This is a genomic window from Mesorhizobium sp. RCAM 06353, assembly GCF_059683585.1.
Genome location: NZ_CM185031.1, coordinates 3,325,940 through 3,340,570 on the forward strand (window position 1 = coordinate 3,325,940; position 14,631 = coordinate 3,340,570).

The 14,631-nt window shown below is 66.0% G+C and carries 16 protein-coding genes and 1 pseudogene; 11 read left to right on the top strand and 6 right to left on the bottom strand.

From position 1 onward, the window contains the following. Nucleotides 1–24 precede the first annotated feature (24 nt). From AC56QX_RS15905 to AC56QX_RS15920, 4 genes are all read right to left on the bottom strand, one after another. Nucleotides 25–849, bottom strand: a complete 825-nt coding sequence (locus tag AC56QX_RS15905; RefSeq protein ID WP_497117223.1) for an alpha/beta fold hydrolase — start codon at nucleotides 847–849, stop codon at nucleotides 25–27. Then, on the bottom strand, nucleotides 839–1,339 hold the full coding sequence (locus AC56QX_RS15910) for an SRPBCC family protein (protein ID WP_497117224.1): 501 nt from the start codon (nucleotides 1,337–1,339) through the stop codon (nucleotides 839–841). The genes AC56QX_RS15905 and AC56QX_RS15910 overlap by 11 nt, the downstream gene beginning before the upstream one ends. Next, nucleotides 1,336–1,671 (bottom strand): ArsR/SmtB family transcription factor, encoded by a 336-nt coding sequence (locus AC56QX_RS15915; RefSeq protein WP_497117226.1) that lies wholly within the window; start codon nucleotides 1,669–1,671, stop codon nucleotides 1,336–1,338. Before AC56QX_RS15915 ends, AC56QX_RS15910 begins: the two co-directional genes overlap by 4 nt. 149 nt (nucleotides 1,672–1,820) lie before the next feature. Beyond that, nucleotides 1,821–2,705 (bottom strand): aldo/keto reductase family oxidoreductase, encoded by an 885-nt coding sequence (locus AC56QX_RS15920; protein ID WP_497117227.1) that lies wholly within the window; start codon nucleotides 2,703–2,705, stop codon nucleotides 1,821–1,823. Nucleotides 2,706–2,798: 93 nt separating this feature from the next. On the opposite strand from AC56QX_RS15920, the gene AC56QX_RS15925 reads away from it, so the two are divergent. Continuing rightward, nucleotides 2,799–3,704: a LysR family transcriptional regulator gene (locus tag AC56QX_RS15925; RefSeq protein WP_497117228.1), complete on the top strand. Its 906-nt coding sequence runs from the start codon at nucleotides 2,799–2,801 to the stop codon at nucleotides 3,702–3,704. A 14-nt stretch (nucleotides 3,705–3,718) separates the two neighbouring features. On the opposite strand, the pseudogene AC56QX_RS15930 reads toward AC56QX_RS15925, so the two are convergent. Further along, nucleotides 3,719–4,603 (bottom strand): annotated as a pseudogene (locus AC56QX_RS15930) (LysR family transcriptional regulator); the annotation flags it as partial. Nucleotides 4,604–4,699: 96 nt separating this feature from the next. Between AC56QX_RS15930 and AC56QX_RS15935 the strand changes: the two are divergent. From AC56QX_RS15935 to AC56QX_RS15975, 9 genes are all read left to right on the top strand, one after another. Then, a complete protein-coding gene (locus tag AC56QX_RS15935) occupies nucleotides 4,700–5,533 on the top strand; it encodes an SDR family oxidoreductase (RefSeq protein ID WP_497117229.1) in 834 nt (277 codons plus the stop codon). Nucleotides 5,534–5,806: 273 nt separating this feature from the next. Next, complete coding sequence (locus AC56QX_RS15940) at nucleotides 5,807–7,720, top strand: diguanylate cyclase (RefSeq protein WP_497117230.1); 1,914 nt, start codon at nucleotides 5,807–5,809, stop codon at nucleotides 7,718–7,720. A 66-nt stretch (nucleotides 7,721–7,786) separates the two neighbouring features. Next, complete coding sequence (locus AC56QX_RS15945) at nucleotides 7,787–8,119, top strand: ArsR/SmtB family transcription factor (protein ID WP_497117231.1); 333 nt, start codon at nucleotides 7,787–7,789, stop codon at nucleotides 8,117–8,119. A gap of 10 nt (nucleotides 8,120–8,129) precedes the next feature. Next, nucleotides 8,130–8,816 (top strand): aquaporin, encoded by a 687-nt coding sequence (locus AC56QX_RS15950; protein ID WP_497117232.1) that lies wholly within the window; start codon nucleotides 8,130–8,132, stop codon nucleotides 8,814–8,816. After that, on the top strand, nucleotides 8,813–9,235 hold the full coding sequence (gene arsC / locus AC56QX_RS15955; protein ID WP_497117234.1) for an arsenate reductase (glutaredoxin): 423 nt from the start codon (nucleotides 8,813–8,815) through the stop codon (nucleotides 9,233–9,235). Before AC56QX_RS15950 ends, arsC begins: the two co-directional genes overlap by 4 nt. Before the next feature lie 65 nt (nucleotides 9,236–9,300). Further along, on the top strand, nucleotides 9,301–9,621 hold the full coding sequence (locus tag AC56QX_RS15960; protein WP_497117235.1) for an ArsR/SmtB family transcription factor: 321 nt from the start codon (nucleotides 9,301–9,303) through the stop codon (nucleotides 9,619–9,621). A 42-nt stretch (nucleotides 9,622–9,663) separates the two neighbouring features. Beyond that, nucleotides 9,664–11,049, top strand: a complete 1,386-nt coding sequence (locus AC56QX_RS15965; RefSeq protein ID WP_497117236.1) for an NAD(P)-binding protein — start codon at nucleotides 9,664–9,666, stop codon at nucleotides 11,047–11,049. Beyond that, nucleotides 11,046–12,326 (top strand): arsenite efflux MFS transporter ArsK, encoded by a 1,281-nt coding sequence (arsK, locus tag AC56QX_RS15970; protein WP_497117237.1) that lies wholly within the window; start codon nucleotides 11,046–11,048, stop codon nucleotides 12,324–12,326. The genes AC56QX_RS15965 and arsK overlap by 4 nt, the downstream gene beginning before the upstream one ends. Before the next feature lie 9 nt (nucleotides 12,327–12,335). Next, nucleotides 12,336–12,782: an SRPBCC family protein gene (locus AC56QX_RS15975; RefSeq protein WP_497117238.1), complete on the top strand. Its 447-nt coding sequence runs from the start codon at nucleotides 12,336–12,338 to the stop codon at nucleotides 12,780–12,782. A 33-nt stretch (nucleotides 12,783–12,815) separates the two neighbouring features. On the opposite strand, the gene AC56QX_RS15980 is transcribed toward AC56QX_RS15975, so the two are convergent. Then, nucleotides 12,816–13,643 (bottom strand): helix-turn-helix transcriptional regulator, encoded by an 828-nt coding sequence (locus AC56QX_RS15980; RefSeq protein WP_497117239.1) that lies wholly within the window; start codon nucleotides 13,641–13,643, stop codon nucleotides 12,816–12,818. Between the two features lie 101 nt (nucleotides 13,644–13,744). On the opposite strand from AC56QX_RS15980, the gene AC56QX_RS15985 reads away from it, so the two are divergent. Beyond that, complete coding sequence (locus AC56QX_RS15985; RefSeq protein WP_497117240.1) at nucleotides 13,745–14,629, top strand: SDR family oxidoreductase; 885 nt, start codon at nucleotides 13,745–13,747, stop codon at nucleotides 14,627–14,629. Nucleotides 14,630–14,631: the final 2 nt, after the last annotated feature.

A 14,631-nucleotide genomic window follows, 5' to 3' on the forward strand; every position in this document is an offset into this window, starting at 1 on the left:
ACGCCGACCATCGGCCGGCCGGTTCTAGTCCCGCCCGTTGAAATATGCCGTCAGCACCGGCGCATGCGCGACGGGTTTCAGCATGTGGTTCTGGCCGGCCAACGTTCGATAGCTGGCATTGGGCACCGCTTCGGCCAGCGCCTTGTTGCCGTGCTGCATCCATGGCGGGCTCTTGCCACCATCGGTGACGAGCGTCGGCACTTTCACCGCGGCCCAGCGGGAGGGGTCGAGCGGCTTGCCGAGCTGATCGCCGGCGACGATGGCGCCGTCGTAAGGCAAGGTGTGCGCCACCGCCTTGAGCTTGCGCCAGATCGGCGTCAGCTTCATGAAAGCGATCAGCAGGCCGGGCATGCCGACCGATTTGAGGAAGGCGCTCACTGCGTCGCCGCGCCGGCCGTCCGCTATGGCTTGCCGGATCGTTGCCCAGTCGCCTTGCGTGGTCGCGCGGCTGTCGTCGACGATCAGCGGCGCTTCGTAGAGCGCGAGCCTCCGGATGCCGGGCAGGCGGGCTGCGGCCATAAGCGCCAGCATGGCGCCTGATGACATGCCCCAGACATAGGCTTCACCGCCGGCCGCCCTGAGCACGGCCTCGATGTCATCGACCTCGCGCTCGACTGCGTAAGGCAAGGTGTCGCCGCTGTCGCCACGGCCACGGCGGTCGTAGCGAAACACGGTGAAATTGCCTTCCAGCGCCTTGGCCAGAGGACCGCTCGGACCCATGGCGCGCGAGCAGAGCGCGCCGTCGACGAGGATGAGCGGATGGCCGCAGCCGCGGCGCTCGCAGGCGATCGGCGTTCCATCCCGCGACAACACGGCTTGCGTGGTCGGTTTCGCGTTCTCAGCCAGCATGGTTGGCTCCCGTGGCTATCAACTGTTCCAGCCGGTCGAAGCTCTGCGTCCAGCCGCCGCGCATGCCGAGCGCGAGCAGGCGTTCGCGGTCGGCGGTGCTGGCCAACGTGACTTCGAAATGGACATGGGTGCGCGCGCCGTTGGCCGTGAAGCTCACCGTATGGCGGCTCTGGCCCGGTGGCTTGCCGGCCCATTCGCGGATTTCAGGGTCCGGTTCGTCGCGGTAGCTCAGCCTGACATTCTCGACGATCTCGAGATAGCAGCCCTGGTTGCGGTAGAGCGCGCCGCTCGCGGTCAGCATATCGATGCGCCAGCGGCCGCCGACGCGCAAATCGAGCACACAATGCGGAATGGTGCAGTCCCTGATGCCCCACCACTGCGCCACCAGAAGCGGATCGGTCCACAGCTTGAAGACGCGCTCGACCGGGGCGTTGAAAATCCGCTCGATGGCAAAGCTGCGGTCGGCGGTTGTCGCTGCGGGCGCGCTCATTCCGATCTGTCCGCGCCGCGCCGCAGCAAATCCTCCATGCGGTCGAAACGGTCTTCCCAGAGTTTTCGGTAGTCATCCAGCCAGCGGTCGATGTCGCGCAGCGGCTTGAGTTCGATGCGGCTGAGGTGCTTTTGCGCTGCCCGGCTGCGGGTAACGAGGCCGGCCTGCTCCAGCACGCCGACATGCTTGGAGACGGCGCGCACAGTGAGCGCGAAGGGTTGCGCCAGTTCGGCGACCGACGCTTCGCCATCAAGCAACCGGGCAAGGATCGCCCGGCGTGTAGGGTCGGCGAGCGCGGCGAATGTGTCGTCGAGGGAGATCTGAGGAGCCATTGTGGAACCATCTAGTTCTGGAACTAAACGGTTCTATAATGGAGCTGGCCCGCTACGTCAATGGTTTCTGGTGGCGCCTTTGGTGTTGCGAGCAATGACTCCCTTTGCCGAGCGAAAAACAGTCGCCCGGCAAAGGGGTGTTCAAACGCTCAGGCCGCTTTCCCGACCTCGTCCGCGATGCCGTTCAGCACTTTGACCGCGTCGGCCGGCAGATCGAGTTCGGCCGCCGCCAGGTTCTCACGGAGATGACCGACCGAGGAGGTGCCGGGGATGAGCAGGATGTTGGGCGCGCGGCGCAAGAGCCAGGCGAGCGCCACCTGCATCGGGGTCGCGCCGAGTTTCCTGGCGACATTGGCGAGTGTTTCCGACTGCAGCGGCGTGAAGCCGCCGAGCGGGAAGAAGGGCACATAGGCGATGCCGTCGGCGGCCAGCTCGTCGATCAGCGCGTCATCCTCGCGATGCGCGATGTTGTACTGGTTCTGCACGCAGACGATATCGGCGGTGCGGCGTCCCTGGGCGATCTGGGTCGAGGTGACGTTGCTCAGGCCGATATGGCGGATGAGGCCCTGTCGCTGCAATTCGGCGAGCGTGTTCAACTGCGGCTCGAGCGATCCTTCGGCGGGGCCGTGGATGCCATGCATGGAGCGCAGATTGACCACCTCGATCACGTCCAGCCCGAGATTGCGCAGATTGTCGTGCACGGCCTGCGTCAGCTCCTGCGGCGACATTGCGGGGAGCCACGATGCATCGGCGCCGCGGCGGGCGCTGACCTTGGTGACGATGGTGAGATTGGTGGGATAGGGGTGCAGCGCCTCGCGGATGATCTGGTTGGTGACGTGCGGGCCATAGAAATCCGATGTGTCGATGTGGTCGACGCCGCTGGCGATCGCCTCGCGCAGCACGGCGAGGGCGGCGTCGCGGTCCTTCGGCGGGCCGAAGACGCCGGGTCCGGCCAATTGCATGGCGCCGTAGCCGAGGCGCTTCACGGTGCGGTCGCCGAGTTTGAACGTTCCGGCCTTGCTGATGTCGGTCATGGTCACATCTCCTTTGGATCAGCCCAATGTAGACAAAGCGCGCCTGCACGATAATATGGTGCAATCGGCACGGCCTGTGCGGAAAGGCGAACAATGGCAACGGATCTCGGCGACCTCCAGGCATTCATGGCGGTGGCGCGCGCCGGCGGTTTTCGCGAGGCGGCCAGGACGGGCAGCGTCAGCGCTTCCAGCCTCTCGGAGACGGTGCGGCGGCTGGAGACCGGGCTCGGCGTGCGGCTCCTCAACCGCACGACACGCAGTGTGGCTCCCACCGAGGCGGGCGCGCGCCTGCTCGAGCGGCTCGGCCCGGCGCTCGGCGAAGTCGAGGCGGCGCTCGACGTGGTCAACGGCTTTCGCGGCCGCCCGGCCGGCACGCTGCGGCTCAACGTGCCGGTCGTCGCGGCGAAACTGGTGCTGCCGCGGCTGTTGCCGCCCTTCCTCGCCGCCTATCCCGACATCCGCATGGAAGTGACCGCCGAGGACAGTTTCGTCGACATACTGGCGAGCGGCTGCGACGCCGGCATCCGCTATGACGAGCGGCTGGAGCAGGACATGATCGCGGTGCCGATCGGCCCGCGCCGGCAGCGCTTCGCCACCGCCGCCGCACCGGCCTATCTCGACCGACATGGCCGGCCCGAGCATCCGCGCGACCTGCTCGATCATGCCTGCCTGCGGGGCCGCTTCGCCAGCGGCCTGACGCCGGCCTGGGAGTTCGAACGCGACGGCGAGGTGGTGAGCGTCGAGCCGACCGGGCCGCTGCTGGTCAGTACCGGCACGGCAATGGCGCTGGCGCTCGAGGTGTCGATCGCCGGCGGCGGCATCGTCTCGCTGTTCGAGGACTGGCTGCGCCCCTATTTCGACGATGGCCGGCTGGAGCCGGTGCTGGAGCCCTGGTGGCAGGAATTTTCCGGCCCGTTCCTCTACTATCCCGGCCGCCGCCTGACACCGGCGCCGCTGCGCGCCTTCATCGACTTTGTCGCGACGATGCGTTGGGGGTGAAAGGTGGATGAATGGTAGCGAAGGGCCTCGAGAACCAGAGCGAAGGCAGGTGAAGGCTGGCGGCGGCTGGGATAGTAGAGATGATAGCCCGGGCGTGGTGCGCACCACTCGTCCAGCACGCGCAGCAGCCGGCCGGTGCTGATGTCCGCCTCGACCAGGTCCAACGGCAGGTAGGCAAGCCCCAACCCGTCGAGCGCTGCTTGTCGTATCAAGCTTATGGAATTGAACACGGCGCGACCTTGGACGCGGGCCTTCAATTCTCGGCCATCGTTGCGAAACTCCCAGATATAGAAACCGCCATGCGTCGGCAGACGCATGTTGATGCACTGGTGCTCGGTGAGCTCCTGCGGTGTGCCTGGCAGCGTCCGGCCTTCGAAGTAAGCCGGCGCCCCGACCACCGCCTGTTGGAAGTCAGGACCGATGCGCATCGCGATCATGTCCTTGTCCACCTGCTCACCAAGTCGCACGCCGGCGTCGTAGCGCTCCGCCACGATGTCGATCAAACCATAGTCCGAAATGATCTCGACGTTCACGTCAGGGTATTGCGGCAGCAACCGCGCCATGGCCGGCCAGAGGATGGTTTCAGCGGCGTGCTCGACGGAATTGATCCTGACCGTGCCGGCCGGCTTGTCGCGCATCTCTCCCAATGCCTGGATGTCACGTTCGATTTCATCGAACCTTGGCCCGATGCTGCCCAGAAGCCTCTCGCCGGCCTGTGTCAGGGCGACGCTGCGGGTCGTGCGGGTCAGAACCCGAAGGCCAAGCCGCTCCTCCAGGGTGCGGATGGTATAGCTCAAGGCAGACTGTGACACGCCGAGCCTGGCGGCGGCCTTGGTGAAGCTCTGCTCACGGGCGACCGCGATAAAGGCCAGAAGGTCGTTCACATTCTGCCTTCGCATTCATCAATCCCATTTCTAAGTTCATGCCGATAATACCATCTAATCCCGTTCGTCAGCAGGGGTTATCTAATCCCGGCAACGAAGGGATTTTTGAACATGAGCAAGGTTTGGTTCATCACGGGCGCCGGGCGAGGCATGGGCCTGCATATTGCCAGGGCAGCGCTCGCCGCCGGCCATCAAGTGGTCGCCACTGGCCGCAATACGGACAAGGTGGCCGGGGCAGTCGGCCAATCCGACAGGCTTCTGGTGGTCAAGCTTGACGTCACCAGCAGCGCCGACGCCGAGACGGCGGCGAAGGCCACCATCGAGCGCTTTGGCCGCATCGACGTCCTGGTCAACAACGCGGCCAGCTTCCAGGCCGGCTATTTCGAGGAACTGTCGCCTCGGCAGATGGACCTGCAACTGGCCACCAGCCTTGTCGGCCCGATGAATGTCACCCGCGCTTTTCTGCCGGCGATGCGCAAGCAGGGATCGGGCAGGATCATCTCGATCTCGTCGACGGCAGGCCTTGTGGGGTACGAATTCTGCACCGCCTATTCGGCGTCCAAGTTCGGCCTCGACGGCTGGATGGAAGCGCTGCAGGTCGAGGTCTCGCCGTTCGGGATCGAGACCATGATCGTCAATCCGGGCTTCTTCCGCACCGAACTTCTCACCGAGGAATCGACCCGATATGCCGACCTCTCCATCGCGGATTACAGCGCGCGCCGTGCGCAGCAGGAAGCCTTCTGGACCGGTGCGAACGGCACGCAGGGCGGCGATCCGGCAAAACTGGCGCAGGCCCTGATCACGCTGGACAAGGAGGCCGCGCTTCCCCGGCGTTTCCTGGCCGGCGCCGATGCCATCGCCACGGCTGAACAGATGATTGCGACATTGCAGCAACAGATCGAAGCCTATCGCGCGCTTTCAAGCTCGCTGGCGATCGAAGGGTAATCGCTGCGAGCGTCAATCGCGCCGGGTCGAAACTGAATCATCCGGCGCGCTTAAGAATCTGTTTTTTATGCATGAATGCATGTCGTCGTAGAAAGTTGAAGTGGTGTCGGTGCTGAACCAGGCACCCTCGGGACATCCCCTCCGTCTGCATGTTCCAAACAATCCAAACCCGGTCCGTAACGGTTTGTTTTCCTGCCCGGCGTATCCACGAGGGCAGCGTCGCCGATGGCAGACGCACCCTCGACGCATGAGAGAAGGGGGATAGGCAGGAAAATGGGTTCGCCCTGGTCTGAATTGCTGGCCAACCTCGCGGTCGTTGCGATGTTCGTTTCGGTCTGGATCCACACGCATGTGTGGCTGGACCGCAGGCCGGCCGCTGTGAAGGCTGCGGCCTTCGGCCTGCTGATGGGCGCCGGCGCCATCATCCTGATGCTGACGCCGATGCAGCTGCAGCCGGGCGTCTTTGTCGACCTGAGAGCGACGATGATTGCCGTTGCGGGCTTCTTCGGCGGTCCTGTTGCCGGCATCGTCGCCGGCGTCATGGCCGGAGCCTTCCGGGTTTTCGAGGGCGGCATCGGCGCCTTCGCCGGCGCGGTCGGGATCGCGGCCACCATGGTGATCGGCATTGCCGGCAATCTTGCGCTGAGGGGCCGCGCTCCTGCCATGCGCGATATCATGATCCTGGGTGCGGCCGCCGCATGCGGATCGCTGCTTGGCCTTAGTGTCCTGCCGCGGTCCATTATCGAGACGGTCCTGCCAAAAGTGGTGTTCCCTTCCAGCCTGCTCATCTTTGTCTCCGTGGCGATGTCGGGGCTGGCGATCTACCAGGAGCGGCGCCGCCTCGAAGCGCTGCAGTCGCGGCGCATCTTCAAGGCCGTGGTCGAGACCTTGCCCGATTGCCTCAACGTCAAGGATCTCGACGGGCGGTTCATCGCCGCCAATCCGGCAACGGCCGAGCTGATGCAGGCGACCGACTCCAAGGCGCTGATCGGCAAGACGGATTTCGACTTTTATCCCCGGGAAACGGCGCAGCAATTCCGCGAGGACGAGCTTGCCGTGCTGGCGGCGGGTGTCTCCACCACCATCGAGCAGCACCTGCGCCATGAGGACGGCACCGATGCCTGGCTGGCGACGTTGAAGGCGCCGTTTCGCGACAGGACCGGGGCGGTCGTCGGCCTGATCACGCACAATCGCGACATCACCCAGCGCAAGCAGCTGGAAACCGAGCTGGCGGAAAGCCAGGCCAGGCTCGGCGACGCGCTGACGCATATGGCCGACGGCCTGGTGATGTTCGATCCAGAAGGCAGGCTGATGCTGTGCAACGCCCAGTACCGCGCCATGTTTCCGAAGACGGCCGATATGAGGGTGCCGGGCGCCGATTACCGCGACATCCTGCGCGCGTCGGTCGCGCGCGGCGAAAGTGTCACGCCGCCCGAAGCGGTCGAGGCCTGGGTCGCCGACATCATGGCCATGCAGACGCTTGCCAGCCACCGCCAGATACGGCTCGCCGATGGGCGCTGGCTGGACGTGCGGACCCGGCCGACCGGCGATGGCGGCAGCCTGAGCGTGTTTTCCGACATCACCGAGGCCAAGCAGATCGAGGCCGAACTGCTGGCCGCCAACGAGAAGCTGAACCTTCTGGCGCACCGCGACGGTCTGACCGAACTGTTGACGCGGCGTGCCTTCGACGACGCCCTGGCGCGCGAATTTGCCCGCGGCCGGCGCAACACGACGCCGCTCAGCCTGCTGCTGATCGACGTCGATTGGTTCAAGCGGTTCAACGACCTTTACGGCCATCCGGCGGGCGACGAATGCCTGCGCGCCGCCAGCCGCTGCATCGAGGCGACGGCGCGGCGGCCGGCCGACGCGGCGGCCCGCTACGGTGGCGAGGAGTTCGCGATCGTCCTGCCCGAAACCGACGCGCGAGGCGCCTTCGTCATCGCCGAAACGCTGCGGGGCAAGGTGCGCGATCTCAGGCTCGCGCATGCCGGCAGCGAAAAGGGCATCGTCACCATCAGCATCGGGGTCGCCACGTTCGACGGCAGTGCGGCGATCGAGATCGCCGATCTGCTGCGGCGCGCCGATGAGGCGCTTTACGGCGCCAAGGCCGCGGGGCGGGACCGCGTGCATGGCTGGCGCCCGCATCTCAGCCAACCACGCGCAACGGGTTCCCGGCGCAAAGCGTGAGCGCCGGCTGTCACAGCATTGTCATGGTCCTCTGCCATTAATCCATAAATCTGGATAGATGGATTGATGGACAAGACAACAGCATTGCTGGCGCTCGCAGCACTCGGTCAGGAAACCAGGCTCGATGTGTTCCGGCTGTTGGTCCGGGCCGGGGCCGAAGGTGTGCCGGCCGGCGAGATCGCCACGCGTCTGGGCACGGTGCAGAACACCATGTCGGCGCATTTGAAGATCCTCGGCCAGGCCGGACTGGTGCATGCCGAACGCGACGGGCGCAGCATCCGCTACACGGCCGACATGACCGGGTTTCGCGATCTCTTGGCCTATCTGATGGAGGATTGCTGCAATGGCGCCCCGGAGCTTTGCCAGCCGATCCTCCAGGCGGTGGCGTGCGGATGTTGAGGTGGCAGCCATGACCGACATTCGGCGCCGTCTCGCAGCCGAAGCGCTGGGCACCGCGATGCTGGTTGCCACCGTGGTCGGCTCGGGCATCATGGCCAGCCGGCTGACCGGTGATGTCGCGATTTCGCTGCTCGGCAACACCATTCCAACCGGCGCCATGCTGGTGGTGCTGATCACCACGCTGGGGCCGGTCTCCGGCGCCCATTTCAATCCGGCCGTCACACTCGTTTTCGGGTTGCGGCGCGACATCGGCTGGCTGGCCGTGCTGGGCTACATCGCTGTCCAGATTGTTGGCGGCCTCGCCGGCACGCTGGTGGCGCATGCGATGTTCGACCTGCCTTTGCTGGAGGTGTCGGCGACGGTGCGCAGCGGGCAGGGGCAGTGGCTGGCCGAACTGGTCGCGAGTTTCGGCCTGGTCTTCACCATCCTTGCCGGCCTGCGTTTCCGGAGTGACGCCATTCCCTGGCTGGTCGGGCTCTACATCACATCAGCCTATTGGTTCACGGCCTCGACCTCGTTTGCCAATCCAGCGGTCGCCATTGCCCGTGCGTTTTCCAATACGTTCGCCGGGATCCGGCTGCTCGATGTCCCGGCCTTCATCGTCGCCGAACTGCTGGGCGCGCTGCTCGCCATGGCGCTGGCCGGCTGGCTGCTGTCCGAACCCAAGCCCGTGCCAGAAATGAGAGCTGCAGAATGACCATCACCATCTATCACAACCCGGCCTGTGGCACCTCACGCAACACGCTGGCGATCATCCGCCAGTCCGGCGAGGAGCCGGAGGTGATCGAGTATCTGAAGACGCCGCCGTCGCGCGAAAGGCTCGTCGAATTGATCGCGGCGATGGCGATGACGCCGCGCGACCTGCTGCGCGAAAAGGGCACGCCCTATGCCGAGCTCGGCCTTGGCGACCCCAAATGGAGCGACGACGAGATCGTCGATTTCATGCTGGCGCATCCGATCCTGATCAACCGGCCGATCGTGGTGAGCCCGCTCGGCGTCGTGCTGGCCCGGCCATCGGAAGCGGTGCTCGATATCCTGCCCAATCCGGATATCGGCCCGTTCACCAAGGAGGACGGTGAGGTCGTCCTCTACGCCGGCGGCAAGCGGGTCGTCTAAGGTCTATTTCGATATTTTTCGAAATAGGGCTTGACGACTGCTGTCGCTGACCGCATCCTATTTCCATGAAACTCGAACAAGCAGCGAAGCAATTGGAAGCGCTCGGCAATCCGACGCGGCTGAACCTCTATCGTATCTTGGTCCGGGCCGGCGAGGCCGGCCGCCCGGTCGGCACCCTGCAGGAAAGCCTCGGCATCGCCGCCTCGACGCTGTCGCACCATCTGCACCGGTTGATCCTGACCGGGCTGGTCAGCCAGGAGCGGCAGGCAACGACGCTGATCTGCCGCGCCAACTATCCCATGATGAACGATCTCATCGGCTTCCTGGCCGACGAATGCTGCGCCGATGCGGCTTGCAATCCGGCAACGAGTGACGCGGCCGCCTGATTTTTTGCCTGTTATTTCGATAATACCGGAAGGATGGAAGCTATGGCCACACAAAACGATCTGCCCATCGCCGTCATCGGCGCCGGCCCGGTTGGCCTGGCGGCCGCCGTTCATCTCTTGGCCCGAGGCCTGCCGGTCAAGCTCTATGAGGCCGGCAGCGGCGTCGCGGCCAATTTGCGGGATTGGGGCCATGTGCGGGTGTTCACGCCCTGGCGCTATTGCGTCGACCAGGCGGCCGGCAAGCTGCTCGAAAGCCAGGGATGGCGGATGCCGGACGCGGAGGCGTTTCCCACCGCCGATGAACTCGTCGCGCACTATCTCGAACCGCTCGCCAGCCAACTTGCGCCGGCGATCGAAACCAATGCGCGTGTCGTCGCCATATCGCGCTGGGGCGCCGACAAGGTGCTCGGCAGTGAGCGCGGGACGCGGCCGTTCATGCTCGTCGTCGAGACCGCGAATGGCACAAGGCGCGACAGTGCGCGCGCGGTCATCGATGCCTCGGGGACATGGCGCACGCCCAACCCGCTCGGCGCCGGTGGCATCGCGGCGGAGGGCGAGGCGGAGTTCGCCGATCGTATCGCCTACGGCATCCCCGATGTTCTCGGCCGTGACCGCGCGCTTTATGCCGGCCGCACGACGCTGGTTGCCGGTTCTGGCCACTCGGCGGCCAACGCCTTGCTCGACCTTGCCAGGCTGGCGGATGCCGCGCCCGGCACCGCCTTCATCTGGGCGGTGCGCGGAACCGACCTTGTGCGCATCTATGGCGGTGGCGACGCCGACCAATTGCCGGCGCGGGGCGAACTCGGCGCCGATGTGCGCGAGCTCGCTGAAAGCGGCCGCGTCCAGCTGGCGACGTGCTTTGCGACGCTTGCCATACACGAGCGGGACGGCCGGCTGATCGTCGAGGGGCAAAGCGAGGAGGGCGTGACTCAACTCGGTCCCGTCGACCGCATCATCGCCGCGACGGGACAGCGCCCGGACCTGTCGCTGACCCGGGAGCTCAGGCTCGATCTCGATCCGTGGCTGGAAAGCGTCAAGGCGCTCGGTCCGCTCATCGATCCCAACCAGCATTCCTGCGGCGACGTGCCGCCGCACGGCCATCGCGAACTCGGCCATCCGGAGCCCGGCTTCTACACGGTCGGCATCAAGAGCTATGGCCGCGCGCCGACCTTCCTGCTGTTGACCGGCTACGAACAGGTGCGCTCGGTCGCGGCGGCGATCGCCGGCGACATGGCTGCGGCCGACGCGGTGCATCTGGTGCTGCCCGAGACCGGCGTCTGCACGGTGCCGGCAGGCCGCGCGTCGCAGAGCTGTTGCGGAGGACCGGCGCCGGCCGAAATCGATGCCTGCTGCATGGCGGATGTGGACGCGAAAGTGGCGGGCAAAAGCGGTTGCGGCTGCGCCGGCAAGATGGAAGCGGCGGCGTGAGCGACGGCAAGATCCCTGCCTCCGCCATCTGGGCGCTGGGTGCCACCCAGATCATCGGCTATGGCACGCTCTATTACAGCTACAGCATCCTGGCGCCGGCGGTGGCAGCGGAACTCGCCTGGTCGCAGCAATGGGTGTTCGCGGTGCTGTCGGTGTCGCTGCTGGCAAGTGCCGTCCTGGCGCCGTTCGCGGGCAGCCTCGCGGACCGTATCGGGGCAGGGCGCCTGATGGTGCCGGGATCGCTGGCGGCGGCCGGCGCGTTGCTCTTGTGCGCGCTGGCGCCGGGCCGCGCCGGCTTCGCGCTCGGCGTGCTGGCCATGGAACTCGCCTCCTGCTTCGTGCTTTACAGCACGGCCTTCGTCGCCATCGTGCAACTCGGTGGCGCGCGCCGCGGCATCACCCATCTCACCTTGATCGCCGGCTTTGCCTCGACCCTGTTCTGGCCGTTGACGACGCTGCTGCACCAGCATCTCGGCTGGCGCGAGGTTCTCGTCCTCTTTGCCGCGCTCAACGCCTTTATCTGCCTGCCGATCCACTGGTGGCTGGCCCGGCTTTCGAGCCGCACCGGCAAGGCGCGGGAGAGGATCATCCCGATCACATCAGGCATGGCTGGCCCCGCGTCCGGCCGGCGATGGTCGCCACTGTTCGTCCTGGTGTTGGCCGGATTTGCCATAGAGGGCTTCATGCTTTCGGCGGTCCTCGTGCAGATGGTGCCCTTGCTCACTTTGGTCGGTCTCGGTGGGGCTTCGGTGCTGGTCGCAAGCCTGTTTGGCCCGTCGCAAGTGGCGAGCCGGCTGGTCAACATGCTGTTCGGCCGGGGCCTGACACAGACATCGCTGGCGCTTGGCGCGACCGCAGCACTCGCCGGCGGCCTTGCGGTGCTGCTGCTGGTGGCGCCCTCGGTTCCCGGCGCCATGCTGTTTGCCGTGCTTTTCGGCTTCGGCTCGGGCCTGATGAGCATTGTCGGCGGCACGCTGCCGCTCGAATTGTTCGGCCACGAGCGCTACGGCTCCTATGTCGGCTGGATCACGGCGGCGCGCCAGTTCAGTTCCGCCTTCGCCCCGTTCGGCCTCACCTTGATGATATCAGGCCTCGGCGTTTTCCCGGCCTTGTGGCTCAATGTGGGAGTCGGCCTGTTCGGCATCGCGGCCTTCGCCGCCGTCGCACTGATCAGCCGGCGATCGCGTAAGCGCGAAAAGAGCGGCACGCCCGATCCGACACCCCCGTACGCGCCGCCGATGGGGCCGGCGATGGCCTCGCCCCCGCAGTCGCGGTAATTGCGTGGGATGACCGATCCTTCCGCGCCGATCATCAAGACCGTTGCCATTGGCGCCGCGCCGGCCAAGGTCTGGCGCGTGCTGACGACGCCCGGGATGATCCCGCAATGGATGTCCGACGAGGAGCTGACCGTCAGCCTGGAGGGGCATGCCGGCGGCGCGATCGTGATCAGCGGGCTGCTGCACGGCATGCCGTTCGAGAACCATGGCACCGTCCGCGCCTTTGAGCCGGACAAGAGTTTTACCTACAGCTACTGGAGCACGCTGTCGGCCTTGCGCCTGGCGGACCTGCCGGAAAACCACACGCTGGTCAGCTTCGCCCTGGCGCCGGCGGATGGCGGAACGCTGCTGACGCTGACCCTCAGCGACTTCGCCGAACCGGCGATCCGCCCGCATGCCAATCTCTATTGGGGGCCAACTTTGCAGATCCTGAAGGCGGTGTGCGAGCGAAGTTGAAGAGGGTAGGCGCCATCGCAGCGGCGCCAGTCTTTACGCCCTGGGGCGCTTGGCCAGTGCGCGAATACGGTCGGCGACCTTGCTGTTGATCGGGTTGTAGACGGTCAGGTTCAAATCCGGCCGGCCGTCGACCGCGAAGGACGAGTATTCCAGCTCGATGTCACCCAGTTCCGGGTGCTTCAGGCGCTTTGTGCCGTCGCCATGCGCGAGGACGTCGTTCTCCTGCCACAACTTGGCGAATTCGGCGCTGCCGCCGCACAGTTCGTCCACCAGCTGGGTGACCTCGGAGACTGCGCCGGCACGCGCCGCATCGGCGCGGAAAGCGCCGACGACGAAACGGGCGAGGTTTTCCCAATCGTGCTGCTTGGCGCGGATGTGGGGCGTGAGGAACATGAAGCGCAGGATGTTGCGCCGGCCGGCGGGGATGCTGCCATAGTCGGTCAGTACGATCTCGGCGGCGCGGTTCCAGGCAACGACGTCCCAGGTCGCGGTCTTGATCAAAGCCGGGCTGGCATCGAGCGTGTCGATGAGGCGCTGCAGCCGGGGGCTGACGCCCTCGTCGCCCCGGTAGCGGACCTCGGGCGGGCGCCCGAGCCCGAGCATGAAGAGATGTTCGCGCTCGGCCTCGGTCAGCAGCAGCCCGTTGGCAATGCGGTTCAGCACATCGGCCGAAGGCGCGCCGCCACGGCCCTGTTCCAGCCATGTATACCAGGTCGGGCTGATGTTGGCGCGCTGGGCGACCTCTTCGCGGCGCAGCCCCGGCGTGCGCCGGCGGCCGGAAAAGCCGAACGAGGCGGGATCGAGCCGGGTGCGCCGGTCCTTCAGGAAGGCTGCGAGCGTGCCGGCCGAGTTTGTGGGCATCCTGTTGGCCATCCTGTTAAAGATTATACCATGATAAGGTCACTACTTTAATGGAATAATAGACCGTCGATATTACGCAGGCAACTGTCAGGAGATTTTGCATGCGTATCTTTCTCACCGGCGCGACCGGTTTCATCGGTTCGGCCATCGTTCCCGAACTCATCCAGGCCGGCCATCAGGTGGTGGGCGTGACCCGCTCCGACGCCGGCACCGAGGCGCTGGCTGCCGCCGGCGCCGAGGTGCATCGCGGAACCCTCGAGGATCCCGAGAGCCTGCGCGACGGCGCGGCCAAGGCGGACGCCGTGATCCACACCGCCTTCGATCATGATTTTTCGCGCTTTGCCGAGAACTGCGAAAAGGACAAGCGCGTGATCGCAGCGCTCGGCGCCGCCCTTGCCGGATCCGACCGGCCGCTGGTGATCACATCAGGCGTCGGCATGGGCAGCCCCGGACATGGCCAGCCGGCGGTGGAGGACATCTTCAACGCCAGTCATCCCAATCCGCGCATCGCCTCGGAACTCGCCGGCAATGCCTTGCTGGAGGCCGGCATCAACGTGTCGGTGATGCGCCTGCCGCAGGTCCACAATCCGGTCAAGCAAGGGCTGATCACGCCGCTGATCGAGATCGCGCGCCAGAAAGGCGTCTCGGCCTATGTCGGCGAAGGCCGTAATCGCTTTTCGGCGGGGCATCTTCTCGATGCGGCGCGGCTTTACCGGCTTGCGGTGGAGAAGGGGCAGCCGGGCGCGCGCTATCACGCGGTCGGCGAGGAAGGTGTCGAGGTGCGCGCCATCGCCGAGGCGCTCGGCCGGGGCCTGAAATTGCCGGTCGCTTCGATCGCGCCGGAAAAGGCGGCGGAGCATTTCGGCTGGATGGCGATGTTCGCCCCCATGGACCTGCCGGCTTCGAGCGCGCTGACCCAGGCACGGCTCGGCTGGCGTCCGACCGGCCCGACGCTGATCGCCGATCTCGACGCCATGCGGTATTGAGG

Coding starts and splice junctions, on each gene's coding strand:
- AC56QX_RS15905 (WP_497117223.1), bottom strand. CDS start 849: ATGCTGGCTGAGAACGCGAAACCGACCACGCAAGCCGTGTTGTCGCGG.
- AC56QX_RS15910 (WP_497117224.1), bottom strand. CDS start 1,339: ATGAGCGCGCCCGCAGCGACAACCGCCGACCGCAGCTTTGCCATCGAG.
- AC56QX_RS15915 (WP_497117226.1), bottom strand. CDS start 1,671: ATGGCTCCTCAGATCTCCCTCGACGACACATTCGCCGCGCTCGCCGAC.
- AC56QX_RS15920 (WP_497117227.1), bottom strand. CDS start 2,705: ATGACCGACATCAGCAAGGCCGGAACGTTCAAACTCGGCGACCGCACC.
- AC56QX_RS15925 (WP_497117228.1), top strand. CDS start 2,799: ATGGCAACGGATCTCGGCGACCTCCAGGCATTCATGGCGGTGGCGCGC.
- AC56QX_RS15935 (WP_497117229.1), top strand. CDS start 4,700: ATGAGCAAGGTTTGGTTCATCACGGGCGCCGGGCGAGGCATGGGCCTG.
- AC56QX_RS15940 (WP_497117230.1), top strand. CDS start 5,807: ATGGGTTCGCCCTGGTCTGAATTGCTGGCCAACCTCGCGGTCGTTGCG.
- AC56QX_RS15945 (WP_497117231.1), top strand. CDS start 7,787: ATGGACAAGACAACAGCATTGCTGGCGCTCGCAGCACTCGGTCAGGAA.
- AC56QX_RS15950 (WP_497117232.1), top strand. CDS start 8,130: ATGACCGACATTCGGCGCCGTCTCGCAGCCGAAGCGCTGGGCACCGCG.
- arsC (WP_497117234.1), top strand. CDS start 8,813: ATGACCATCACCATCTATCACAACCCGGCCTGTGGCACCTCACGCAAC.
- AC56QX_RS15960 (WP_497117235.1), top strand. CDS start 9,301: ATGAAACTCGAACAAGCAGCGAAGCAATTGGAAGCGCTCGGCAATCCG.
- AC56QX_RS15965 (WP_497117236.1), top strand. CDS start 9,664: ATGGCCACACAAAACGATCTGCCCATCGCCGTCATCGGCGCCGGCCCG.
- AC56QX_RS15975 (WP_497117238.1), top strand. CDS start 12,336: ATGACCGATCCTTCCGCGCCGATCATCAAGACCGTTGCCATTGGCGCC.
- AC56QX_RS15980 (WP_497117239.1), bottom strand. CDS start 13,643: ATGCCCACAAACTCGGCCGGCACGCTCGCAGCCTTCCTGAAGGACCGG.
- AC56QX_RS15985 (WP_497117240.1), top strand. CDS start 13,745: ATGCGTATCTTTCTCACCGGCGCGACCGGTTTCATCGGTTCGGCCATC.